This is a genomic window from Acinetobacter nectaris CIP 110549 (assembly GCF_000488215.1).
Taxonomy (GTDB): Bacteria; Pseudomonadota; Gammaproteobacteria; order Pseudomonadales; family Moraxellaceae; genus Acinetobacter; species Acinetobacter nectaris.
Genome location: NZ_KI530723.1, coordinates 260,729 through 279,430, shown reverse-complemented (window position 1 = coordinate 279,430; position 18,702 = coordinate 260,729). Strand labels below are relative to the sequence as shown.

15 protein-coding genes and 1 riboswitch are annotated in these 18,702 nt (G+C 35.8%); of the genes, 11 read left to right on the top strand and 4 right to left on the bottom strand.

What is annotated here, in order from left to right; translation table 11 throughout:
* Nucleotides 1-59 precede the first annotated feature (59 nt).
* Nucleotides 60-261, top strand: a riboswitch (yybP-ykoY riboswitch).
* The 7 genes from P256_RS07745 to P256_RS07715 all read left to right on the top strand — a co-directional run bounded on the left by P256_RS07745 (nucleotide 262) and on the right by P256_RS07715 (nucleotide 7,775).
* Nucleotides 262-1,326, top strand: a complete 1,065-nt coding sequence (locus P256_RS07745; RefSeq protein WP_023273130.1) for a DUF475 domain-containing protein — start codon at nucleotides 262-264, stop codon at nucleotides 1,324-1,326.
* A gap of 94 nt (nucleotides 1,327-1,420) precedes the next feature.
* Entirely contained in the window at nucleotides 1,421-1,972 is a 552-nt protein-coding gene (locus P256_RS07740) for a hypothetical protein (protein WP_023273129.1), read from the top strand.
* Nucleotides 1,973-2,108: 136 nt separating this feature from the next.
* Nucleotides 2,109-3,839, top strand: coding sequence for a rhamnogalacturonan lyase B N-terminal domain-containing protein (locus tag P256_RS07735; protein WP_171068516.1), 1,731 nt, complete (start codon nucleotides 2,109-2,111; stop codon nucleotides 3,837-3,839).
* A gap of 359 nt (nucleotides 3,840-4,198) precedes the next feature.
* Nucleotides 4,199-4,828 (top strand): tetratricopeptide repeat protein, encoded by a 630-nt coding sequence (locus tag P256_RS07730; RefSeq protein WP_023273127.1) that lies wholly within the window; start codon nucleotides 4,199-4,201, stop codon nucleotides 4,826-4,828.
* A 236-nt stretch (nucleotides 4,829-5,064) separates the two neighbouring features.
* A complete protein-coding gene (locus tag P256_RS07725) occupies nucleotides 5,065-5,751 on the top strand; it encodes a response regulator transcription factor (protein ID WP_023273126.1) in 687 nt (228 codons plus the stop codon).
* The gene (locus P256_RS07720; RefSeq protein ID WP_228130236.1) at nucleotides 5,744-7,126 is read left to right on the top strand and encodes a sensor histidine kinase; all 1,383 of its coding nucleotides are present in this window, start codon (nucleotides 5,744-5,746) and stop codon (nucleotides 7,124-7,126) included. The genes P256_RS07725 and P256_RS07720 overlap by 8 nt, the downstream gene beginning before the upstream one ends.
* Before the next feature lie 97 nt (nucleotides 7,127-7,223).
* Nucleotides 7,224-7,775 (top strand): DUF2939 domain-containing protein, encoded by a 552-nt coding sequence (locus P256_RS07715; protein WP_023273124.1) that lies wholly within the window; start codon nucleotides 7,224-7,226, stop codon nucleotides 7,773-7,775.
* Nucleotides 7,776-7,824: 49 nt separating this feature from the next.
* Here P256_RS07715 and pstB read toward each other — a convergent pair whose 3' ends face one another.
* The 4 genes from pstB to pstS all read right to left on the bottom strand — a co-directional run bounded on the left by pstB (nucleotide 7,825) and on the right by pstS (nucleotide 11,601).
* Nucleotides 7,825-8,604: a phosphate ABC transporter ATP-binding protein PstB gene (gene pstB / locus P256_RS07710; protein ID WP_051353581.1), complete on the bottom strand. Its 780-nt coding sequence runs from the start codon at nucleotides 8,602-8,604 to the stop codon at nucleotides 7,825-7,827.
* A gap of 91 nt (nucleotides 8,605-8,695) precedes the next feature.
* Nucleotides 8,696-9,538: a phosphate ABC transporter permease PstA gene (gene pstA, locus P256_RS07705; RefSeq protein ID WP_023273122.1), complete on the bottom strand. Its 843-nt coding sequence runs from the start codon at nucleotides 9,536-9,538 to the stop codon at nucleotides 8,696-8,698.
* Between the two features lie 2 nt (nucleotides 9,539-9,540).
* The gene (gene pstC, locus P256_RS07700) at nucleotides 9,541-10,491 is read right to left on the bottom strand and encodes a phosphate ABC transporter permease subunit PstC (RefSeq protein WP_023273121.1); all 951 of its coding nucleotides are present in this window, start codon (nucleotides 10,489-10,491) and stop codon (nucleotides 9,541-9,543) included.
* Between the two features lie 78 nt (nucleotides 10,492-10,569).
* Nucleotides 10,570-11,601 carry a phosphate ABC transporter substrate-binding protein PstS gene (pstS, locus tag P256_RS07695; RefSeq protein ID WP_023273120.1) on the bottom strand — a complete coding sequence of 344 codons (1,032 nt, stop codon included), beginning with the start codon at nucleotides 11,599-11,601 and terminating at the stop codon, nucleotides 10,570-10,572.
* Nucleotides 11,602-12,350: 749 nt separating this feature from the next.
* Here pstS and P256_RS07690 point away from each other — a divergent pair.
* The 4 genes from P256_RS07690 (at nucleotide 12,351) to P256_RS07675 (ending at nucleotide 18,695) form a co-directional block, all read left to right on the top strand.
* On the top strand, nucleotides 12,351-14,465 hold the full coding sequence (locus P256_RS07690; protein ID WP_023273119.1) for a TonB-dependent siderophore receptor: 2,115 nt from the start codon (nucleotides 12,351-12,353) through the stop codon (nucleotides 14,463-14,465).
* A gap of 187 nt (nucleotides 14,466-14,652) precedes the next feature.
* Complete coding sequence (locus tag P256_RS07685) at nucleotides 14,653-15,069, top strand: DUF2946 domain-containing protein (protein ID WP_023273118.1); 417 nt, start codon at nucleotides 14,653-14,655, stop codon at nucleotides 15,067-15,069.
* A gap of 72 nt (nucleotides 15,070-15,141) precedes the next feature.
* Entirely contained in the window at nucleotides 15,142-17,151 is a 2,010-nt protein-coding gene (locus P256_RS07680) for a TonB-dependent copper receptor (protein WP_023273117.1), read from the top strand.
* 245 nt (nucleotides 17,152-17,396) lie between these two features.
* Nucleotides 17,397-18,695, top strand: a complete 1,299-nt coding sequence (locus P256_RS07675) for an FAD-dependent oxidoreductase (protein ID WP_212749981.1) — start codon at nucleotides 17,397-17,399, stop codon at nucleotides 18,693-18,695.
* Nucleotides 18,696-18,702 lie beyond the last annotated feature (7 nt).

The following is an 18,702-nucleotide window of genomic DNA, read 5'->3' as shown; positions in this document are numbered from 1 at the left end:
ATATCAAATTTGATATTCGATATTAAATTTTGACACCTTCCAAAAATTAAATATAATGGGACTACTTCATTGGGGAGTAGCCGCTGTTTACATTAGGTAAACGGGTGATGGTCAACATAATTGTTTTATCAAACATGGCCATCATAGCAAAGACCAAGAGTCCTTTGTTGGCAAGACCTTTGATTTATCTCTCTGCATTAGAACACTTTGGCTAGCAGGGGAGGTAAGTCGTTGGTTTTATGCTAGCTAAAGGGCATCATCATGTTAAAACACTTCCGATTTTCTCTTCTTTTTACATTGATATGTCTTGTGGTATCTGCATATTGGGGATATACACATGGTGCAAATGCTGGTTTTGCTGGCATGTTCAAAGTTCTTGCCATTACTCTGTTATTGGCTGTCATGGAAATCTCTTTATCTTTTGATAATGCCGTTGTAAATGCATCTGTACTCAAGCACTGGAATCCGTTTTGGAGAAAGCTTTTTCTCACAGTAGGTGTACTTGTTGCTGTATTTGGTATGCGCCTTCTATTTCCATTATTAATTGTTGGTTTCACAGCAGATATGGCAATGGTAGATGTTGCAAAGCTTGCATTAAATAATCCGATTGAATATTCAAAACAGCTTACCCTTCATCATGCTGAAATTGTGGCATTTGGTGGAATGTTTCTTTTACTTGTTTTTCTGAATTTTATTTTTGATCAAAATAAAGATACACATTGGTTTAAATGGATTGAATCACATTTATCTAATTTAGGAAGAGCACCTGCGATATCAATTTTTATCGCAATTGCCTGCTTAATGGTGTTAAGTGAGCATGTAACTGGTGCTGCTCATCATACGGTAACTATGGCAGGGCTATGGGGCGTTATGGTTTATGTTGGTGTGCAAGTTGTAAGCTCTTTATTGGAAGAAAACTCTGATAGTAATGCCAATGCTGACCTAGGAAAAACCATTGTAAAAGGTGGAATGGGCGGGTTTTTATATTTAGAAATTTTAGATGCTTCCTTTAGTTTTGATGGTGTACTTGGTGCATTTGCTGTAACCACTGATGTTGTAACGATTATGATTGGACTTGCAATAGGTGCGATGTTTGTTCGTTCACTTACCGTATACCTTGTTGAAAAAGGCACTTTAGATGCCTATATTTATTTAGAACATGGTGCACACTATGCCATTGGTGCTTTAGCTTTTATTATGCTTTCAGCAAGCACAGGGTTACATATTTCTGAGGTTGTGACAGGACTTATTGGTATTTTCTTTATAGGGTGGTCAACCCTTTCTTCTATTTCTCATAATAAACAGCATGCAACACAAAATAAGTAGTATGTGATGGGAAATCACATCTAAGCAATTGGTTTGTATTTTATAACTTGGTGGCTTAGATTGTGATTTCTTTATATAAAAATAAGTACGCTTTATGTGTTCAGCAGATCAATACCTTTCTCATTATCAGTTTAAAGAAATTCATCGAAAGGTTATTCAAGCCTCTATAGATGATGTATTTTTCGCTGTGCGTAGTTATGACCCCGCAGATGATCAATTTTTCCGTTATATGATTATGTTACGGGAGCTTCCAATGAGAGTCTTAAAGTTATTTGGGCAGAGTTCTTCAAATAATGAAGCCTTTGGTCTAAATAACTTTACATTACTTGAGGCATCTAAAAATGAAATTGTCTACGGATTAGTCGGTCAGTTTTGGAAGCTTAATTATGGTCAGGTAGCTATCGCAAATGCAGATGAATTTCATCAATTTAAAAAACCAAGCTATGCCAAACTTATTTTAGTCTTTGAGTTGAAAGAGATTAGTGATAAAGAAACAGAACTTATGACTGAAACACGAGTATTGTGTTTAGATGGTCAAGCCTATAAACGCTTTAGAGTATATTGGTATATTATTCGGCCTATAAGTGGTTTAATCCGCCGTAGAATATTACAGGGTATAAAAAATAAAATTGTGAAAAATAAATAAAAATTTTTTTTCAATTTCATATGACAAGCATAAATTAAGGTAAATACACGAGACTAAATATACTTACTGTAAAAGAACAATTTGTATGGTATTTTCTCCTGATCTGAAACTGAAAAAAAAGGGCTTTCATTATATATTGATTGCTACTCTAGCCTTAGTTCACACGCAAGCATTTGCATTGCAAAATGCTGCTGAAATGTGTACATCAAATGCTTCAGATGGTCATGACTTAGCTGTGAGTACACCACTATCAATGCAAATGTTTGGAGAGCCTGAAAAAATAAAACAGGAAGCACCTTTTCAACTGTTAGAAACCAATGATTTTTATCAAATTAATACAGGAGCAGGGCTTGTTGTTGAGGTTCAAAAGCATAATCGACTTGGTACACATATAGGTACAGGTGATATTTCTTCAATGCGCTACCATGGTGTTGAATATCAAAATTCATTAAAAGGCAGTCAAATTAATTCAGGTTTTAATCAGCTCTATGCAAGTCAGAACCCTGCAACAGTAACAGCAAGTTATGTAGATAAAAATCATATTAAAGTGGTTGTAAACGCAGGAAAATTGAAACACTACTATCTATTTAGACAGGGAGTTCCTGCTATTTTTATGGCAGATACATTTAGTGAAGAGCCTATTCCTAACTTAGTTCGTTTTGTAGTACGTGTACCACACAACAAACTGCCAAATGGTGCACAATGTTCAGAGATTACTAATAATATAAAAACAGTTGAAGCACACGATATTTTTGAGATGTCAGATGGCGAAATTCATTCAAAACACTACTCGAATAGTCGTTTAAAAGATTGGATTTACTTTGGTGCAACGGGAAAGAATGTCGGTATTTGGATGATCAGAGACAATAATGAGGGTGGCTCAGGTGGCCCCTTTTATAGAAGCTTAAAAATGCAAGGTGCATCTGATCAGGAGCTCACATATATTGTTAATTATGGTGAAGCACAAACTGAGCCATTTAGAATGAATACATTAAATCAATACACACTCTATTTTACGAATGGTGCACCACCTTTGGGGTTAGATGTATCTTGGTTAAGAAGAATGGGCTTAGACCATTATATTGCTAAAGATCAGCGTGGAGAACTTGCCTTCAATACGGTAGATAACATCAAAGACTCTAGACCTCTGACTTTGGCACTGAATAATGCGACAGCACAGTATTGGGGAGATATAGACTTACAAGGTCATGCAATAATTAAAGATATTATTGCGGGGAATTATATAGCAACTTTATATAAAGGAGAGCTTGCAGTCGCTACACAAGCTGTTGAAGTTTTACCTGAAAAAGTAACAACACTTTTACCTTTTAAAAATGAAAATGATCCTGAAAAAGATAGTGCTCTATGGCGAATAGGATATTGGGATGGTAAGCCAACAGAGTTTTTAAATGGTGGTCAGCTTACATGGATGCATCCTAGTGATTTCAGAATGCAAAACTGGCATGTTACAGATTTTAGGATTGGACAACAGTCAGATAGAGAATTTCCTGCTTATTTGTGGAAAAGTGTTAATACTCCTATAGCGCTGCATTTTAATTTAAAGCAAGTTCCTAAAAATTCTCAATTACGTATAGGTATTACGAATGCTTGGTTTGGAGGGCGTCCCGCTATTGTATTAAATGGATGGAAAGGTCAATTACAACCTATGAGTGAGCAACCGAAAACAAGAACTGCAACGGTTGGTACATATAGAGGAAAAAATACAATGTTTATATTTAATATCCCTCAAGATGTTTTAAAGCTTGGGGAAAATCAATTACAACTTAGCGTTATCAGTGGTCAACAAGGTCAAGATTTTTTAAGCCCCGGTTTTTCAGTCGATGCAATAGATATTGTATATAAATAAGGGATAGATTTAATTTTGAATTATGGGTTTAAACTGTTTTTATGATTTATATTAGTTGTATTTAATATATGTTTATTATTGGCATATTGAATAACTAAAATATAATTTGATAAATAAAAACTAAGTAAATATATGACTTGTATTTGTTGTAAATGATATAGGGGATATATCAATCATTAATAGTGCGTTGTTCCTAATATAAAAGTAATGTATGGCGCTACAAAAATTCACTTAGCTCGTAATTTTAGTAACTTATATGCATAAAAAATATTTTTGGAAAACGAGACTGATGGTATCTATTTGGTTTAGACTAAGGATAGGAATATAAAAATAATCTACAATGACATGGGATACAGCTCATGAATAAAAAAAATATATTTGAGGAATATTCAAATAAAAATGCAGTTGGACAATATAACTTAGCTGTCTCTTATAGGGATGGTATAGATATAGAGCAAAATGATTTGCAAGCATTTCATTGGTTCTATAAGGCTGCGGAGAAAGGTTTAGACCAAGCACAGTATAACCTTGGTGCAATGTATAGTGATGGCATTGGTATACAACAAGATTATAAAAAAGCATTTCATTGGTTTTATAAAGCAGCAATACAAAAGTTTGCCCAAGCACAATACCAGTTAGGATTGATGTATAAAGAAGGTTTAGGAATACAGCAAAGTAATCGAAAAGCATTTTATTGGTTTTATAAGGCTGCTCAGGAAAATTTACCAGAGGCACAAAATAGTATTGCAATGATGTATGTTTCAGGACTGGGTGTTCAGAAAAATCATCAAAAAGCATTCTATTGGTTTTATTTGGCTGCTAAACAAGACTTCGATCAGGCTGAATATAATTTAGGATTGATGTATAAAAATGGCTTAGGTACAGAGCAAAGTTATTTAACGGCCTATTCATGGTTTTACAAGGCTGCAGAGAAAGGTCTAGAGCATGCAATTGAAGAATTAAGATTTATATATAAGAATACAAAATGATCATTATAGGAGCGTTTTAGCTATCATTTATCTTATTTAGTGATTGTTTTTTAATTAAAAATATATTTATTAAATTATTTGAATATGAAGAAATGATTAGTTATTTAAAAACATAACAAATTATATAATGTTGAATAATATCTATGATATTCACCTTATGATAAATAGTAGCATATTGTTTTATTTGCATTATGTGCTTTTATATTTTGCAATTTATACTTCCTAGGAAAAAATAAGTGCTAAAAGTTCTGTTCGTTGAAGATGATTTAATGATTGGTAAAACAACCTTTCAACTCTTAAAACATGAAAACTATGAGGTGGACTGGGCACGAACAGGACTAGAGGCTTTAGACTATCTATTTAAGCAGACATATCATTTAATTTTATTGGATTTAGGGCTTCCTGAGCTAGAGGGTCTAGATGTTCTTAAGCATATTCGTCATAAAGCTGAACTCAATAAAATGGGTATTATCATTATTAGTGCTAGAGATCAGACCACAGATAAAATTCAGGGTTTGAGGTTAGGTGCAGATGATTATCTTGTGAAACCATTTGATTTTGATGAGTTGCTAGCACGTATGGAAGTGATTATTCGTCGGAGTGCCAATTATAGTCATCAAGAAGTTTCTTTCTCCGTAGGTGATCTGGTGATGTATCCAAGTACTCATCGGTTATTGAAAGCAAATGAACCCGTTGTTCTTTCTATGAAAGAGTGGACAATTTTAGAGCCATTGATGATGTATCCAAATCAAATCTTTTCAAGAGAAATGCTCGAACAAAAATTATATAATTGGAATGATGACGTTCAGAGTAATACGATTGAAGTCCATATTCATAACTTACGTTCTAAATTGGGAAAAACTACAATTCGTACAGTGAGAGGACTAGGGTATTGTATGGGAAGTGCTAACCAAAGTGAGTAGAAATCGCTCAATGTATTCACTTGGCATCCTAGTTCGCCGTATTTATAAACGAAAATCATTAAGTACGCAGATGTCATGGTCAATATCTGTATTCAGTGTTTTTCTATTGGTGGTACTTGGGTTTTCTGCATATAGAATTGCACTTGAAGAATCTCAGGAAGTGATTAATGGTCAAATGCAGCATATGGCCGACTTCTTGCAAGTACATAATCAGACATTAAAAGTTTCAAAATTTGATCCAAAACGTCATTATGGAGAAGCAGATTTTTTTATAGATATTGTGGATAGTAAGGCATTAAATACATCAGGTTTAACAAATGGTTATTTAATGCCTTATAGTCATTCAAATTCATTCACTAAAACAAAAACAGAACGCGGCACACTGATTATCTATACGAAAGCAATAGGCGATAAACAAATACAGATTAGTCAGTTGAACCATGTTCGAGTGAGCCTTGCAAAAGAGTTGGCAATTAATATGTTATTGCCTTATTTGTTGTTTGTTCCTTTTGGAATTTTTGGATTATATAAGCTTATTCGACGTCATCTCAGACCGTTATATGATTTGAAACAGACTTTCGCGAAGCGTCATCCTTTAGATCTATCTGAGATATATATTCATCAATTGCCAACAGAAATTACGCCAGCAATTAATGAGTTAAATTATCTATTTAAACGTATTGAAGAAGCAAGAGAACAACAACAAGCATTCGTTGCAAATGCTGCACATGAGTTAAGAACACCACTGACAGCAATTAATTTACAAATTAAATTATTGAGTAAAGTTGATCAGCATACAGAGCTTTATGATGACAATCTAAATGACCTTCAGTTGAGTGTACAACGCATGACAAGGCTTGTTGATCAGCTAATGAAACTTGCACATCAAGATAAAATGGCAGTAGATATTTTAGAAAAAATAGATGTTATTGGTGTGCTTAGATCTTCAATGAGCCAATTAGATGTACGTGCGAAAGAAAAAAGTATTCAAATACAATGTGTTATGAATACGATAAGTGGTGAGGCAAATGTATTTGCAACTCAAGCAATTTTAGAAACGATTTTTATAAATTTATTGGATAATGCAGTGAAATATACCAATCGGCTCGGTCAAATTATTATTAAAGTATATAGTACATCGAATCAAACGATTGTTGAGTTTCATGATACAGGTCCAGGTATTGGGCAACATGATTTAAGCCGTGTAAAACAACGCTTTGTACGTTTAGAAAATACACAACACCAAGTGGTTGGTAGTGGTCTAGGTTTATCTATTGTTGATGCTGCTTTGAAATTGGTTGATGGTGAACTTGTATTTATGCCATCTGATGTTCTATCAGGTTTGAATGCAAAAGTTATATTTACGCAGATATAAATAAGTAGGTGAGAGTAGCAAAAAATAAACAATCTATTGGGTCGAATTTAAGCTTGCCTCAGTTTAATAAAGCCAAGAAAAAACAATAGGTGAAACTGTGTTTCTAATAAGGCTAAAAAAAATTGCGATTTTGTTCTGTTTATTGTGTTTCGGTTATTTGTATTTTTCACCGTATGTGATGTTTTATGAGTTACAACATGCGATTGGGCAGGGGAATTATAATGCAATATTTCAAAGTATGAGTCTGCCAGATTTACAACAAAATATGGAAAGCCAAATAGATACAGATCTAATGTATCAGCTCTCTAGAGAAGGGACGGGAGACAATAACTTTGCAAATCTTGGTTCAATGATTGCATCTTCATATACTTATAACTTAGTTAAGCAAGTCCTTACCCCACAAAATATAGCATTACTGATGATGGGACATTACTTAACAAATCGTGATGTGATTGATCATCAATTTTCTTTCTTTCAGGCACAAATTCCAACAACCACAGATGTTCTTTATGAAAAACATTATGACTCATTAAATCAGTTTTCTGTTTGTGTACAAAATGGTGATCAGGATGAACCTGTATATTTTCACTTTGCTAGAGATGGGCTGGCTTGGAAGCTTAAAGCAGTGAATTTACCAAGGATAAGCTAGAGAAGAGAAAAAATGGAGCAAGTTGATACTTACTCCATAAAAGAGAGACTTAACCGAAACGACCAGTAATATAGTCTTCTGTTTGTTGTTTTTGTGGGTTGGTAAAGATGTTATTTGAATGATCTAATTCAATCAATTCACCCATAAACATAAACCCAGTATAGTCAGAAATACGTGCCGCTTGTTGCATGTTATGCGTCACAATAAGCACAGAATATTGCTGTTTTAGTTCTTCAATAAGCTGTTCAATTTTTGCAGTTGAAATTGGGTCAAGTGCAGATGTTGGCTCATCGAGTAATAATACTTCAGGTTTAAGTGCCACAGCACGCGCAATACATAAACGCTGTTGTTGACCACCAGAAAGTCCTAAAGCACTTTTATGTAGTTTGTCTTTAACTTCATCCCAAAGTGCACCATCACGCAATGCTTTTTCAACACGGTCATTCATTTCGGACTTAGAAAGTTTTTCATAATGACGGATTGCATAAGCAATGTTTTCATAAATAGTCATTGGGAATGGAACTGGCTTTTGGAATACCATCCCAATTTTTGCACGAAGTTGGTTAATTGAAATTTGATCTTTTAAGATATTTTTTCCATCAAAAATAATTTCACCTTCAGCACGTAGCTTTGGGTAAATATCATAAATACGGTTAAAAATACGTAATAGAGTAGACTTTCCGCAACCTGATGGCCCAATAAGTGCAGTCACACGGTTTTCAGGAATGACCATATTAATGTTTTTCAGTGCTTGAGTGTCGCCGTAATAAAAGTTGAGGTTACGTACATCAAGCTTTGCTTTTTCAGTATGCGGATTTGTCGTGTTCATAGAATCGAGGATGATATCTGAATGTGGAGGAGTAGAAATATGCTGATGGTTCGCATTTGCAGTGGGAGTTGTTGCTTCTTTGATATCCATCTTATTTCTCCTTTTTCACTAAGAGTGAGCGTGAAATGATGCCGAGAATGAGAACAAATAATGTCATAACCAATGCGCCTGCCCATGCAAGTGCATGCCAGTCATCATAAGGACTCATTGCATATTGGAAAATGACCACAGGGACATTTGCCATTGGTTGCATGATATCTGTTGACCAGTATTGGTTATTGAGTGCTGTAAATAGTAGCGGTGCTGTTTCACCCAAGATACGTGCAAGCGCAAGAAGTATACCTGTGATGATACCTGACATCGCAGCACGATATAAAACTTGGTTTACGATTTTCCAACGAGGAATACCTAGTGCTTGTGCTGCTTCACGCATTGTATTTGGTACAAGTTGTAGCATTTCATCGGTTGTACGCACAACAACAGGCAGTACTAAGAATGCAAGCGAGACTGACCCTGCTAAAGCAGAGAAGTGCCCCATACGTCTCACCATAACTTCATATACGAATAAGCCAATAACAATAGATGGTGCAGAAAGTAAAATGTCATTAATGAAACGCACACAGAAACCAAGCTTAGTTTCTCTTGCATATTCAGATAGATAAGTACCTGCTGCAATACCAATAGGTGTACCCACTAAGATTGCAATTGTACTCATAATAATACTACCTACAATTGCGTTGAGCATCCCGCCTGATTCGCCAGGTGGAGGAGTCATTGCAGTAATGAGGTGCATATTTATTGCAGGTAGACCATTGGTTAGTGTTGTCCATAAAATCCAAACTAACCAAAATAAACCAATTACAGCCGTTGTGAGAGAGAATACTTTTGCAAGAACATTCTTAATTTGGCGAGTTTTCCAAAGCATATTTGACATGATTATGCTCCTTCACGACGTGCTAGGCGGCCGAGCATGAATCGTGCTAAAGCAAGCACAATAAATGTAACGACAAATAGGATAAAACCTAAAGCAAGAAGCGATGAAAGATATAAGCTTGAATCTGCTTCTGTAAACTCATTGGCAATAGTTGCTGAAATAGAGTTGCCCGGTTGTAGTAAAGAAATACTGAGTTGGTGTGCATTACCAAGTACAAAGGTAACGGCCATTGTTTCACCTAGTGCGCGACCAAGACCGAGGAAAATACCACCGAGTACAGATGATCTTGTATAAGGTAAAACGATATCCCAAATGACTTCCCATGTAGTATTTCCGACAGCATAAGCTGATTCAATAAGCGGTGTTGGTACAGTTGAAAATACTTCACGCATAATTGATGAAACAAAAGGAATGATCATAATACTAAGTACAATGCCTGCGGTAAGCATACCTAAGCCAATAGGCGGGCCTTGAAAAAGTTGACCAATTAGGGGAAGAGCACCCATGTGTTCATCTACCCAAGGGTAAACATGGTCTGCCATAAATGGTACGAAAACAAAAAGTCCCCACATACCATAAATAATAGAAGGAATACCGGCCAATAGCTCAATTGCAGTTGAGATTGGTGTTTTTAACCAGTTGGGAGCAAGGTTAGTAATAAAAATAGCAATACCAAAACTTACAGGTACCGCAATAAGCATGGCAATACATGATGTGACCAATGTTCCATAAATAGGAACAAGTGCGCCGAATTGCTTTGTTACAGGATCCCATGCACTGCTCCAAACAAATGAACTACCAAATGTTTGAAATGCCTCTTTACCTCCCCAAATCATTGAGAAAGAAGCAGCCAGCATAATGAGAAGAACAAAAACAGCGCAGCTTTTGACGGTATAATGAAAGAGTTTATCGTTACGTTGATCTTTAAAATCAGAATTACTATTTTGTTTCATCATCGAAGAGCTTCATTTTTAAAAGAAATAAATCCAACAAAATTGCTTTGTTGGATTTGGGGAGATAACAAACATGGATTACTTGATGTTCTTAGACCAATAACCTTCAATTTCCTTCACTAAGTTGCTTGGTAAAGGAATATAGTCAAGTGCTTTCGCATCTGCTTGGCCGTTTTCTAGAGACCATTTAAAGAAGTTAAGCGCTTCACGGCTTTCATTCGCAGATTTTGGTACTTTGTGCATAATTACAAATGTTGTTGCAGTAATTGGCCAAGAGTTTTCGCCTGGTGCATTTGTAATAATGTTGTAGAAGTCAGGGTTTTGGTTCCAATTTGTACCAGCTGCTGCTGCTTGGAATGATGCTGTACTTGGTTGTACGAACTTACCAGCTTTGTTTTGTAGTGCTGTATAGCTCATTTTGTTTTGTAAAGCGTAAGCTAACTCAACGTAACCAATTGAACCTTTAATTTGTTTTACATATGCAGCAACGCCTTCGTTTCCTTTACCACCTACACCTGTAGGCCAAGAAATTGAAGTACCTTCACCTGCTTTGCTTTTCCATGTTGGGCTTACTTTTGAAAGGTAGTTTGCCCAGTTAAATGTTGTACCTGAACCATCAGAGCGGTGAACAACAGAAACGCGTTGATCTGGTAATTTCAAGCTTGGGTTAAGTTTTTGAACTTCAGGGTCATTCCACTTTGTAATTTTACCCAAGAAGATATCTGCAAGCACGGCACCTGTTAAATGTAATGAACCTGGTGCAATACCATCAATGTTTACAACAGGAACAACACCACCAACAATTACTGGGAACTGTTTTAAGCCCGCAGTATTTAACTCTTGTGGTGTTAATGGCATATCTGAGGCACCGAAAGTAACTGTACCTGCTTTAATCTGAGCGATACCACCACCAGAACCGATAGACTGATAATTCACTTTGTTTCCAGTTTTTGTATTGTAAGCAGCAGACCACTTAGATAATACTGGATAAACGAAAGTTGATCCTGCACCTGTAATTTCAGCTGCTTGAGCGACAGATACAGAAAGTGCAAGTGGTGCAAGTAAAGCCAATAATGATGACTTGAAAAGTCTTTTTGTACGGTAAGCCATGGATGTTCCCCAAAGTGGATACTTTCTATTTCCCATACATTTTTAGGTGATAAAAATATAGGAATGGTATTAGACGAAACTGACTTTAAATTAGAAGTTATTTATTACATTTAGATGACGGTATTATTTGAAATATATTATTAAATTCTCTTTTTAAAACAGTTGCTTATAAAATAAATATAGTTGAAAAATATAAATAAATTAAGATTCATTTAATAGTAGTTTGATTTTTCATTTTAATGTTTTTTTCTATTTTTATAGGTGACTAATTTATAAATTAAAATTAAAAATAGTTGTTATTAAAAAATATATTATATATAGATATTATATTTTATTTTTGATCTGTGGTGATTCGTAGAAGTTATTATTTCTAGGTGGTGTTTTATTGAAAAATTGATAATTAAATGTTTTTATTTGGTTAAATATTAAACAGACATGTTGCGTGGTTATATAGAGAGTCTAATCTAAAAAAGGCGCTATTATGTTGCAGCTTTGTTATAGAATGATGACTAGATCAAAAACTAAAAATTTATATGACATATTTTATTTTTGGAAAAATAGATATTTACAAATGAAAAATATATAGCGAATGAGAGTAATCCATTAGGGTTGTTTTCGTATCTGATATTACCTCTAGAGGCTATGCTTTATTTATATTCTTAAAAATTATATTTTAAAAATATAAATAATAAAAACCGATTGTGTAATAATGTTATAACATAACGGTTTTTTTGGGTTTTTATTTTACTATGAAACAGTATTCTTTAGGGGTTGTGCCTTTAGCACTTTTATTCGTCAGTCCTATATCTAATGCCGAAGACAAATCGGTTGAAACATTGTCAACAATTAAGCTTTCATCGGGTAGTGTGGTCGCACCATATGTAGGTAAAAGCTCATCTGTTGCAACCAAGTTTGAAATTGATCCAATGAAAGCATCTCAAAAGGTCGATGTGGTTAGTCATAAAGTTTTAGAAGACACCAATGCACAACGTGTAAATGATACATTGGCTATAGTAAGTGGTGTGTCGGCACTTAATCCAATGGGTGGATTATGGGATAACTATTCAGTTCGAGGCTTTAATACTGACCAGACCATAGGTGCTTCAAGTTTACGTAATGGCATTAATTCGAATTTGGGAATGAGTGCGGCACGAGACATGGTTAATATCGAACAAATCGAGTTTTTAAAAGGTCCTGCTGCTGCAATGTATGGTGCTGGTGATCCGGGCGGTACACTCAATGTGATTACGAAGAAGCCGAAGTTTGAGCCACAGCATAGCTTACAACTGCGTGGTGGGTCGTATGACCAATATCGTGCGGCAGTGGATTCAACCAATGCTTTAACTGATACAGTTGCTTATCGCTTTGGTCTTGCTTATGAAAATAACCATAGTTTTCGTGACTATGTAAAAAATAACCGCTTATTTTTTGCACCACAACTGACATGGCAGCCTTCCGATAACACACAAGTCGATTATGACAGTGAATATTCTTTTACAAGAAGCATGTTTGATCGTGGGGTTTTGGCACAAAATAAACAATTAGGTGTTATTCCAAATAGTCGTTTTTTGGGTGAAAAGGCTGATGGTTTAATGATCATGAAAGACTATTTACAACAGGTACGTGTTAAACAGGTATGGAATGACCAGTGGACAAGCCAAGCCGCTTTTAATTATAAAGAAAATGATTGGTCAGGTTTTTCTTCTGAGGCATTTCAGCTTTTAAATTCAAAAGGTGACTTAAATAGAGAACGCCGTTACCGTGATTATAAAACAACAAGCTATTTAATTAATCATGACTTATTGGGGCAGTTTGAGACATGGGGTATACCGAATAAACTTGTGATTGGAACAACAGCAAGTTATTTAGATGTTAAAAATAATTTACAACGATATCGTGTCAGAGGTGCAAACTCCGTAGATATTGTCAATATTTATAATCCTGTATATGGCAGTGCATTGCCGAATGTTAAACCAACATTTAGCCCAAGCGAAAAGCAGAAAAATTTAGGTTTATCTGTTACAGATATGCTTGATTTTACCGATCAGTGGTCTGTTACGCTCGGTGGACGATTTGATGTCTATCAGCAGTCTTATAGTGAGTCATCACAAAAGATTTCAGGTTCTAGAGACTTTAATCACTTTAGTCCTAAGTTTGCAACAAACTATCTAATCAATGATCAGTTTTCTGTCTTTGCAGGTGTAGGGCAGTCTTTTCATCTGAATTCGGGGTTAAATATTCAAAACCAACCACTTGACCCTGAAAAAGCATGGACGTATGAAGTTGGTCTAAAAACAAAATTGTTTAACGATCAGCTAACATCAAGCATGTCTGTGTTCCACGTGAAAAAAGAAAATGTAGCACGCACAGATATGAATAATAGTGCATATATGACCACGACTGGTGCCGAAAAAAGCCGTGGTTTAGAGTTGGATTTGACTGCACAGCCAACAGATGCTTTAAATGTAAAACTTGCCTATACATATATAGATGCTGCTGTGACTCAAGGTGATGCTTCTCAAGGAATTAATAAGGGAGCACGCTTATTGAATACACCGAAGCATACTGCAAACTTACTCGCAATGTATGATGTATGGCAATCAGGTGCACAAAAAGTTGGTATAGGCGGTAATATTCAATATGTGTCTGCACGTTCTGGTAATGTGGCAGATGATGGTTTTGAGTTGCCTGCATATACCTTGGTCAATTTGAATGGTTATTATCAAGTTAATGAAAAATTACGCTTCCAAATGACGCTCAATAATGCATTGAATAAAACATATTATAGTTCAAGCTTAAAAGACCTTTGGGTGACACCGGGCAATCCGCGTGAGCTCTTTTTAACAATGAACTATCAGTTCTAGTTTTATGTAGAATGAAAAAAACCAAGGTACTTTATTTATAATAAGGTACCTTGTTTCTATCAATAATTACATTTTATACAATGAGAAATGAGATGAAAAAAATCAATAAATAGAGAAAATTGTTAAAGTTTTATGAATAAATTATGACAGTATATGCTATGATTTTCGCAATTATTTCATTCATGTGATGCTCTTGTTTAAGTCTGGTTTAGCTCTCTCTTTCGGAGCAATCATCTTACAACTTGCAGTTTTTCTACAGCCTTTTTTGCCTCAGCAATATCAGGTTGCACTTGTTTGTGAGCAAATCACAACTGCTTTAATGCAAGATCAAAGTGACAATATGTCTGATCATCATATGCATATGAGTACGTCAATGCATATGGTAGAAACACATCAAAACAGCCACCATGATGCATCTCATCAATGTCCTTTCTGTACTGTTTATAATCATATTATTCCATTTGTTGATTTAGGCATAGATGAAGTTTTTGATCGTTTAAAGATTAGATTACTGGCATTTGCACGTGCATTTCAGCATATCTATTTTGTACTACAACGACTCTTTTTAATTCCTCAAGGGCGCGCACCACCTCTTTTTACTTAAACCACAGAAAATTTAATTTTTATGGGCTTTGAAGTGCCTATAGCATTGTTTTATCTGAAATTTGAGTAATTTATGTTAAATGCAAACTTTTTTATGCAGCGATTGACTGTAGCCATCTCTATTGTTCTTTATTCTGGCTCTAGTATGGCAGATATACAGCAGGATACATCACATCATTTAGTACCGATTGTACTTACCGCAGAAAAAGGCAATGAAGCCAATGGGCTAGTGGTTGTTAAAGACCCAAAACAACCTATACAACCAATTCCTGCGATTGATGGAGCATCTTATTTACAAAGCATTATGGGATTTAATGCAGTGAAAAGCTCAGGTTTAGCCAATAGCGATGTGACATTTAGAGGGATGTTTGGTTCAAGAATAAAAATGCTTACCAATGGCTCTGAAAATCTGGGTGCATGTGGTGGGCGTATGGACTCACCAACCTCTTATATTTCACCAGAAAGTTTTGACAAAATTACAGTTGTGAAGGGCCCTGAAATAGTTCGATTTGCCAATCCCGGTTCCGCAGCGACGGTGATGTTTGAGCGAGATGCTGTACATTTGCCTGAAGGAAAAAATATTGAAGGTCAGGCAAGTACAGTCGTGGGTTCATTTGGTCGATGGGATCATAACTTAGACCTTACGATGGGTGACAGTACCAAGTATTTGAGAGTGAATGCAAATCGCTCTGTTTCAAATGATTATAAAGATGGTCAGGGTCATAATGTGCATTCAAATTGGGAGAAATGGAATACAGATATATCGGCAGGTTGGACACCCGATGAAGATACATGGATTGAAGCAATAGCAGGAAAAGCCGATGGTGAAGCTGCTTACGCAGGGCGTGGTATGGATGGCACCAAGTTTGGGCGAGAAAGTCTAGGGCTACATCTTCAAAAAAAGAATATTAATACGTTTATTCAAAAAATTGATGCACAAGTGAATTATAACTTTAATGATCACATTATGGATAACTACCGTATGCGTCCTGTGAAAGGGATGAAGATGTTATCTAATGTTGCACGTGAAACATTAAATAGCCGTTTGGAATTCACGACCATATGGACAGATCGGTTTACAGTACTTACAGGAGTAGATAGTCAGCATAATACACATACAAGCCGTGGCGGGCTGAATTATGCAAGTATACCAAGGCAAAAAGATATGACTTTTGAGTCTTATGGTGCTTTTGCAGAGGGAAGATATCAACTGACCGATCATCAAAAAATAGTATCTGGTGCGCGTTTTGATGCTGTTCAAGTACAAGATTTTCGTGCAAAAACTCAAGCATTCAATCAAACACGAAATACGATTTTACCGAGTGGTTTTTTACGTTTAGAAAGTCAATATCCTGAGCTGAATACCAATACTTATATTGGAATTGGACATGTACAACGTATGCCAGATTATTGGGAAATCTTTTCGCCTATGAGTATGGCAACCAATGGATTGAAAGATGTCTTTAATCGTGTAAAACCTGAAAAAACAACGCAGATTGATTTAGGATATCAATATAAACATGGTGCGCTGTCACATTGGGTTTCTGCTTATGTTGGGCAAGTGAATGATTTTATTTTGATGCGCTATGCACCCAATCGTAGTGTTATGAATGTAAATGCACGTATTGCAGGTGGCGAGTTTGGGGTGGATTATGCGTTTACAGACCATCTTCAAGCAGATGTGAGCGGTATGTATGCTTGGGGAGAAAATACAACGAACCGTACGGCTTTGCCGCAAATTGCACCATTTGAAGCACGTGTGAATTTAAACTATGTCACAGAAAAGTATAGTCTTGGCGCATTGTGGCGTTTGGTTTATGCACAGCATCGTTATCGTGAAAATGAAGGAAATGTCGTCGGGTATGACCTTGGTTCGAGTCGAGGTTTTGGGGTGTTGTCTATTAATGGAACATATCAAATCACCACTGATATGAGTTTGGCATTAGGCATAGACAATGTTTTGAATCGTAACTATACAGAACACTTAAATAAGCTAGGTGCTGCAAGTGCAGGGAATATTGGTACAGAACAAATCAATAATATTGGACGTAACTATTGGGCACATTTACAGGTTAAGTTCTAAATAATCTTGCTATAAAATAGGCTATTGATTTCAATAGCCTATTATATATTTAAGTATTTGAAATTATTTTATTCTACGAATAAAAATGCAAAATTATTTTTGAAAGCGTATTCATTTGATGATTGCACAGCTCGATATGAGTTAAGAAAACCATACACAACAATGAATAATGGTAGTTTTTAATAAAGTTTTTCATGGCATTATCACGCATAATAAAAAAAACTTTTTTGAAAATGGATAAGAAATTGGATATTGCAGTCATTGGTAGTGGCATGGCAGGACTTGCTACGGCACGAATTCTAAAAGATGCAGGACACAATATAACCGTGTTTGAAGCACTTCCTGGTCGTGGCATGGACAGTCACACAATTGAGTTTGATGGTGGCATGATTGATGTGCCTTTGCGTGTAATGAATCCGTATTTATGGAAAAACACGCTGAGTCTTGCAACGCACTTGGGCATAGATACTTTCCCAGTACGCACTTATATGTCTTGTAGTTGGCTATTTGAAGAAAAAACAGAAACATGGCTGACCACATCTCGCGCGCCTATTGGTAATTTTCCAATTATTAATAACCGTAAAGGTTTACAGCAGTATGGTGTTCGATTAGTTAAAGGCATGCTACAGCTTAAAAGCGCGATTTATCGTTTTTTTAAGTCTAAGCATCAAGATATTACGCTGACTGAATTTATTAATAAAAATGAAATTGAAGAAGTATTCTGGCATGGTGCAGTAATGCCTGTACTTTATACCATTTGTACGTGTAACCCTGAAACGATTGGTGAATGGCCTGCAAAACCATTGTTGGTGTTTTTACAGCAATTAACCAATGGTGATCAGCTTCTCCGTTTAAAAGGTGGTACGCCTGCTTTTGTAAATAAACTGATTGAAGGTGTAGACATTCAGAGTGGTTCGGCAGTAACAAAAGTTGAGCTTCAAGGCGAAAAAGTTTACGTTGAAAATGAGGCAGGTTTTAAGCAACTGTTTGACCGTACAATTGTTGCAACACCAACAAATAAGCTTGAAGATTTCTTAGATAAAGACCAGTTTGCTGAAGATATTGAGCTATTGAAGCAGTTCAAATTTGAGGAAGGTGACTTAGTTATTCATACAGATTCAAGTGTGATGCCTCCTCGCCGTAAAGATTGGTCTGTTTTAAGTTATATGATGGATCGTAAATTTACCAAGCAACAATTTACGGTATGGATGAATGCCGTAGAACCCACATTGGTTGGAAAGGAAGCGGTATTCCAAACATGGCGTCCTGTTACACCAATCGATCCGAAAAAAGTGGTATCTACCGTTAAACTTAGTCGTGCTGTGGTGAATTGGCAAACGGTAGAGTTAAATAATGAGTTACAACGCCGTCAAAAAGCAGTCGATCGCAAAGTTTATTTCTGTGGTTCATGGTCTTGTGATGGTTTACCAATTTTAGAGTCTGCGGTGACATCTGCAATGCAAATTGCTAAAAACTTGGGCGCACCTTTACCTTTTGTAGGTTTAAAACCAAAAGTAGAAGTTGCACCTGAGTTAGGTTACTAAGCTCGCT

Bases quoted from the DNA above. Each gene is read 5' to 3' on its own strand.
- P256_RS07680 (WP_023273117.1), top strand. From the start codon at position 15,142: ATGTTAAATGCAAACTTTTTTATGCAGCGATTGACTGTAGCCATCTCT.
- pstS (WP_023273120.1), bottom strand. From the start codon at position 11,601: ATGGCTTACCGTACAAAAAGACTTTTCAAGTCATCATTATTGGCTTTA.
- P256_RS07730 (WP_023273127.1), top strand. From the start codon at position 4,199: ATGAATAAAAAAAATATATTTGAGGAATATTCAAATAAAAATGCAGTT.
- P256_RS07740 (WP_023273129.1), top strand. From the start codon at position 1,421: ATGTGTTCAGCAGATCAATACCTTTCTCATTATCAGTTTAAAGAAATT.
- pstC (WP_023273121.1), bottom strand. From the start codon at position 10,491: ATGAAACAAAATAGTAATTCTGATTTTAAAGATCAACGTAACGATAAA.
- P256_RS07745 (WP_023273130.1), top strand. From the start codon at position 262: ATGTTAAAACACTTCCGATTTTCTCTTCTTTTTACATTGATATGTCTT.
- P256_RS07690 (WP_023273119.1), top strand. From the start codon at position 12,351: ATGAAACAGTATTCTTTAGGGGTTGTGCCTTTAGCACTTTTATTCGTC.
- pstB (WP_051353581.1), bottom strand. From the start codon at position 8,604: ATGAACACGACAAATCCGCATACTGAAAAAGCAAAGCTTGATGTACGT.
- P256_RS07685 (WP_023273118.1), top strand. From the start codon at position 14,653: ATGCTCTTGTTTAAGTCTGGTTTAGCTCTCTCTTTCGGAGCAATCATC.
- pstA (WP_023273122.1), bottom strand. From the start codon at position 9,538: ATGTCAAATATGCTTTGGAAAACTCGCCAAATTAAGAATGTTCTTGCA.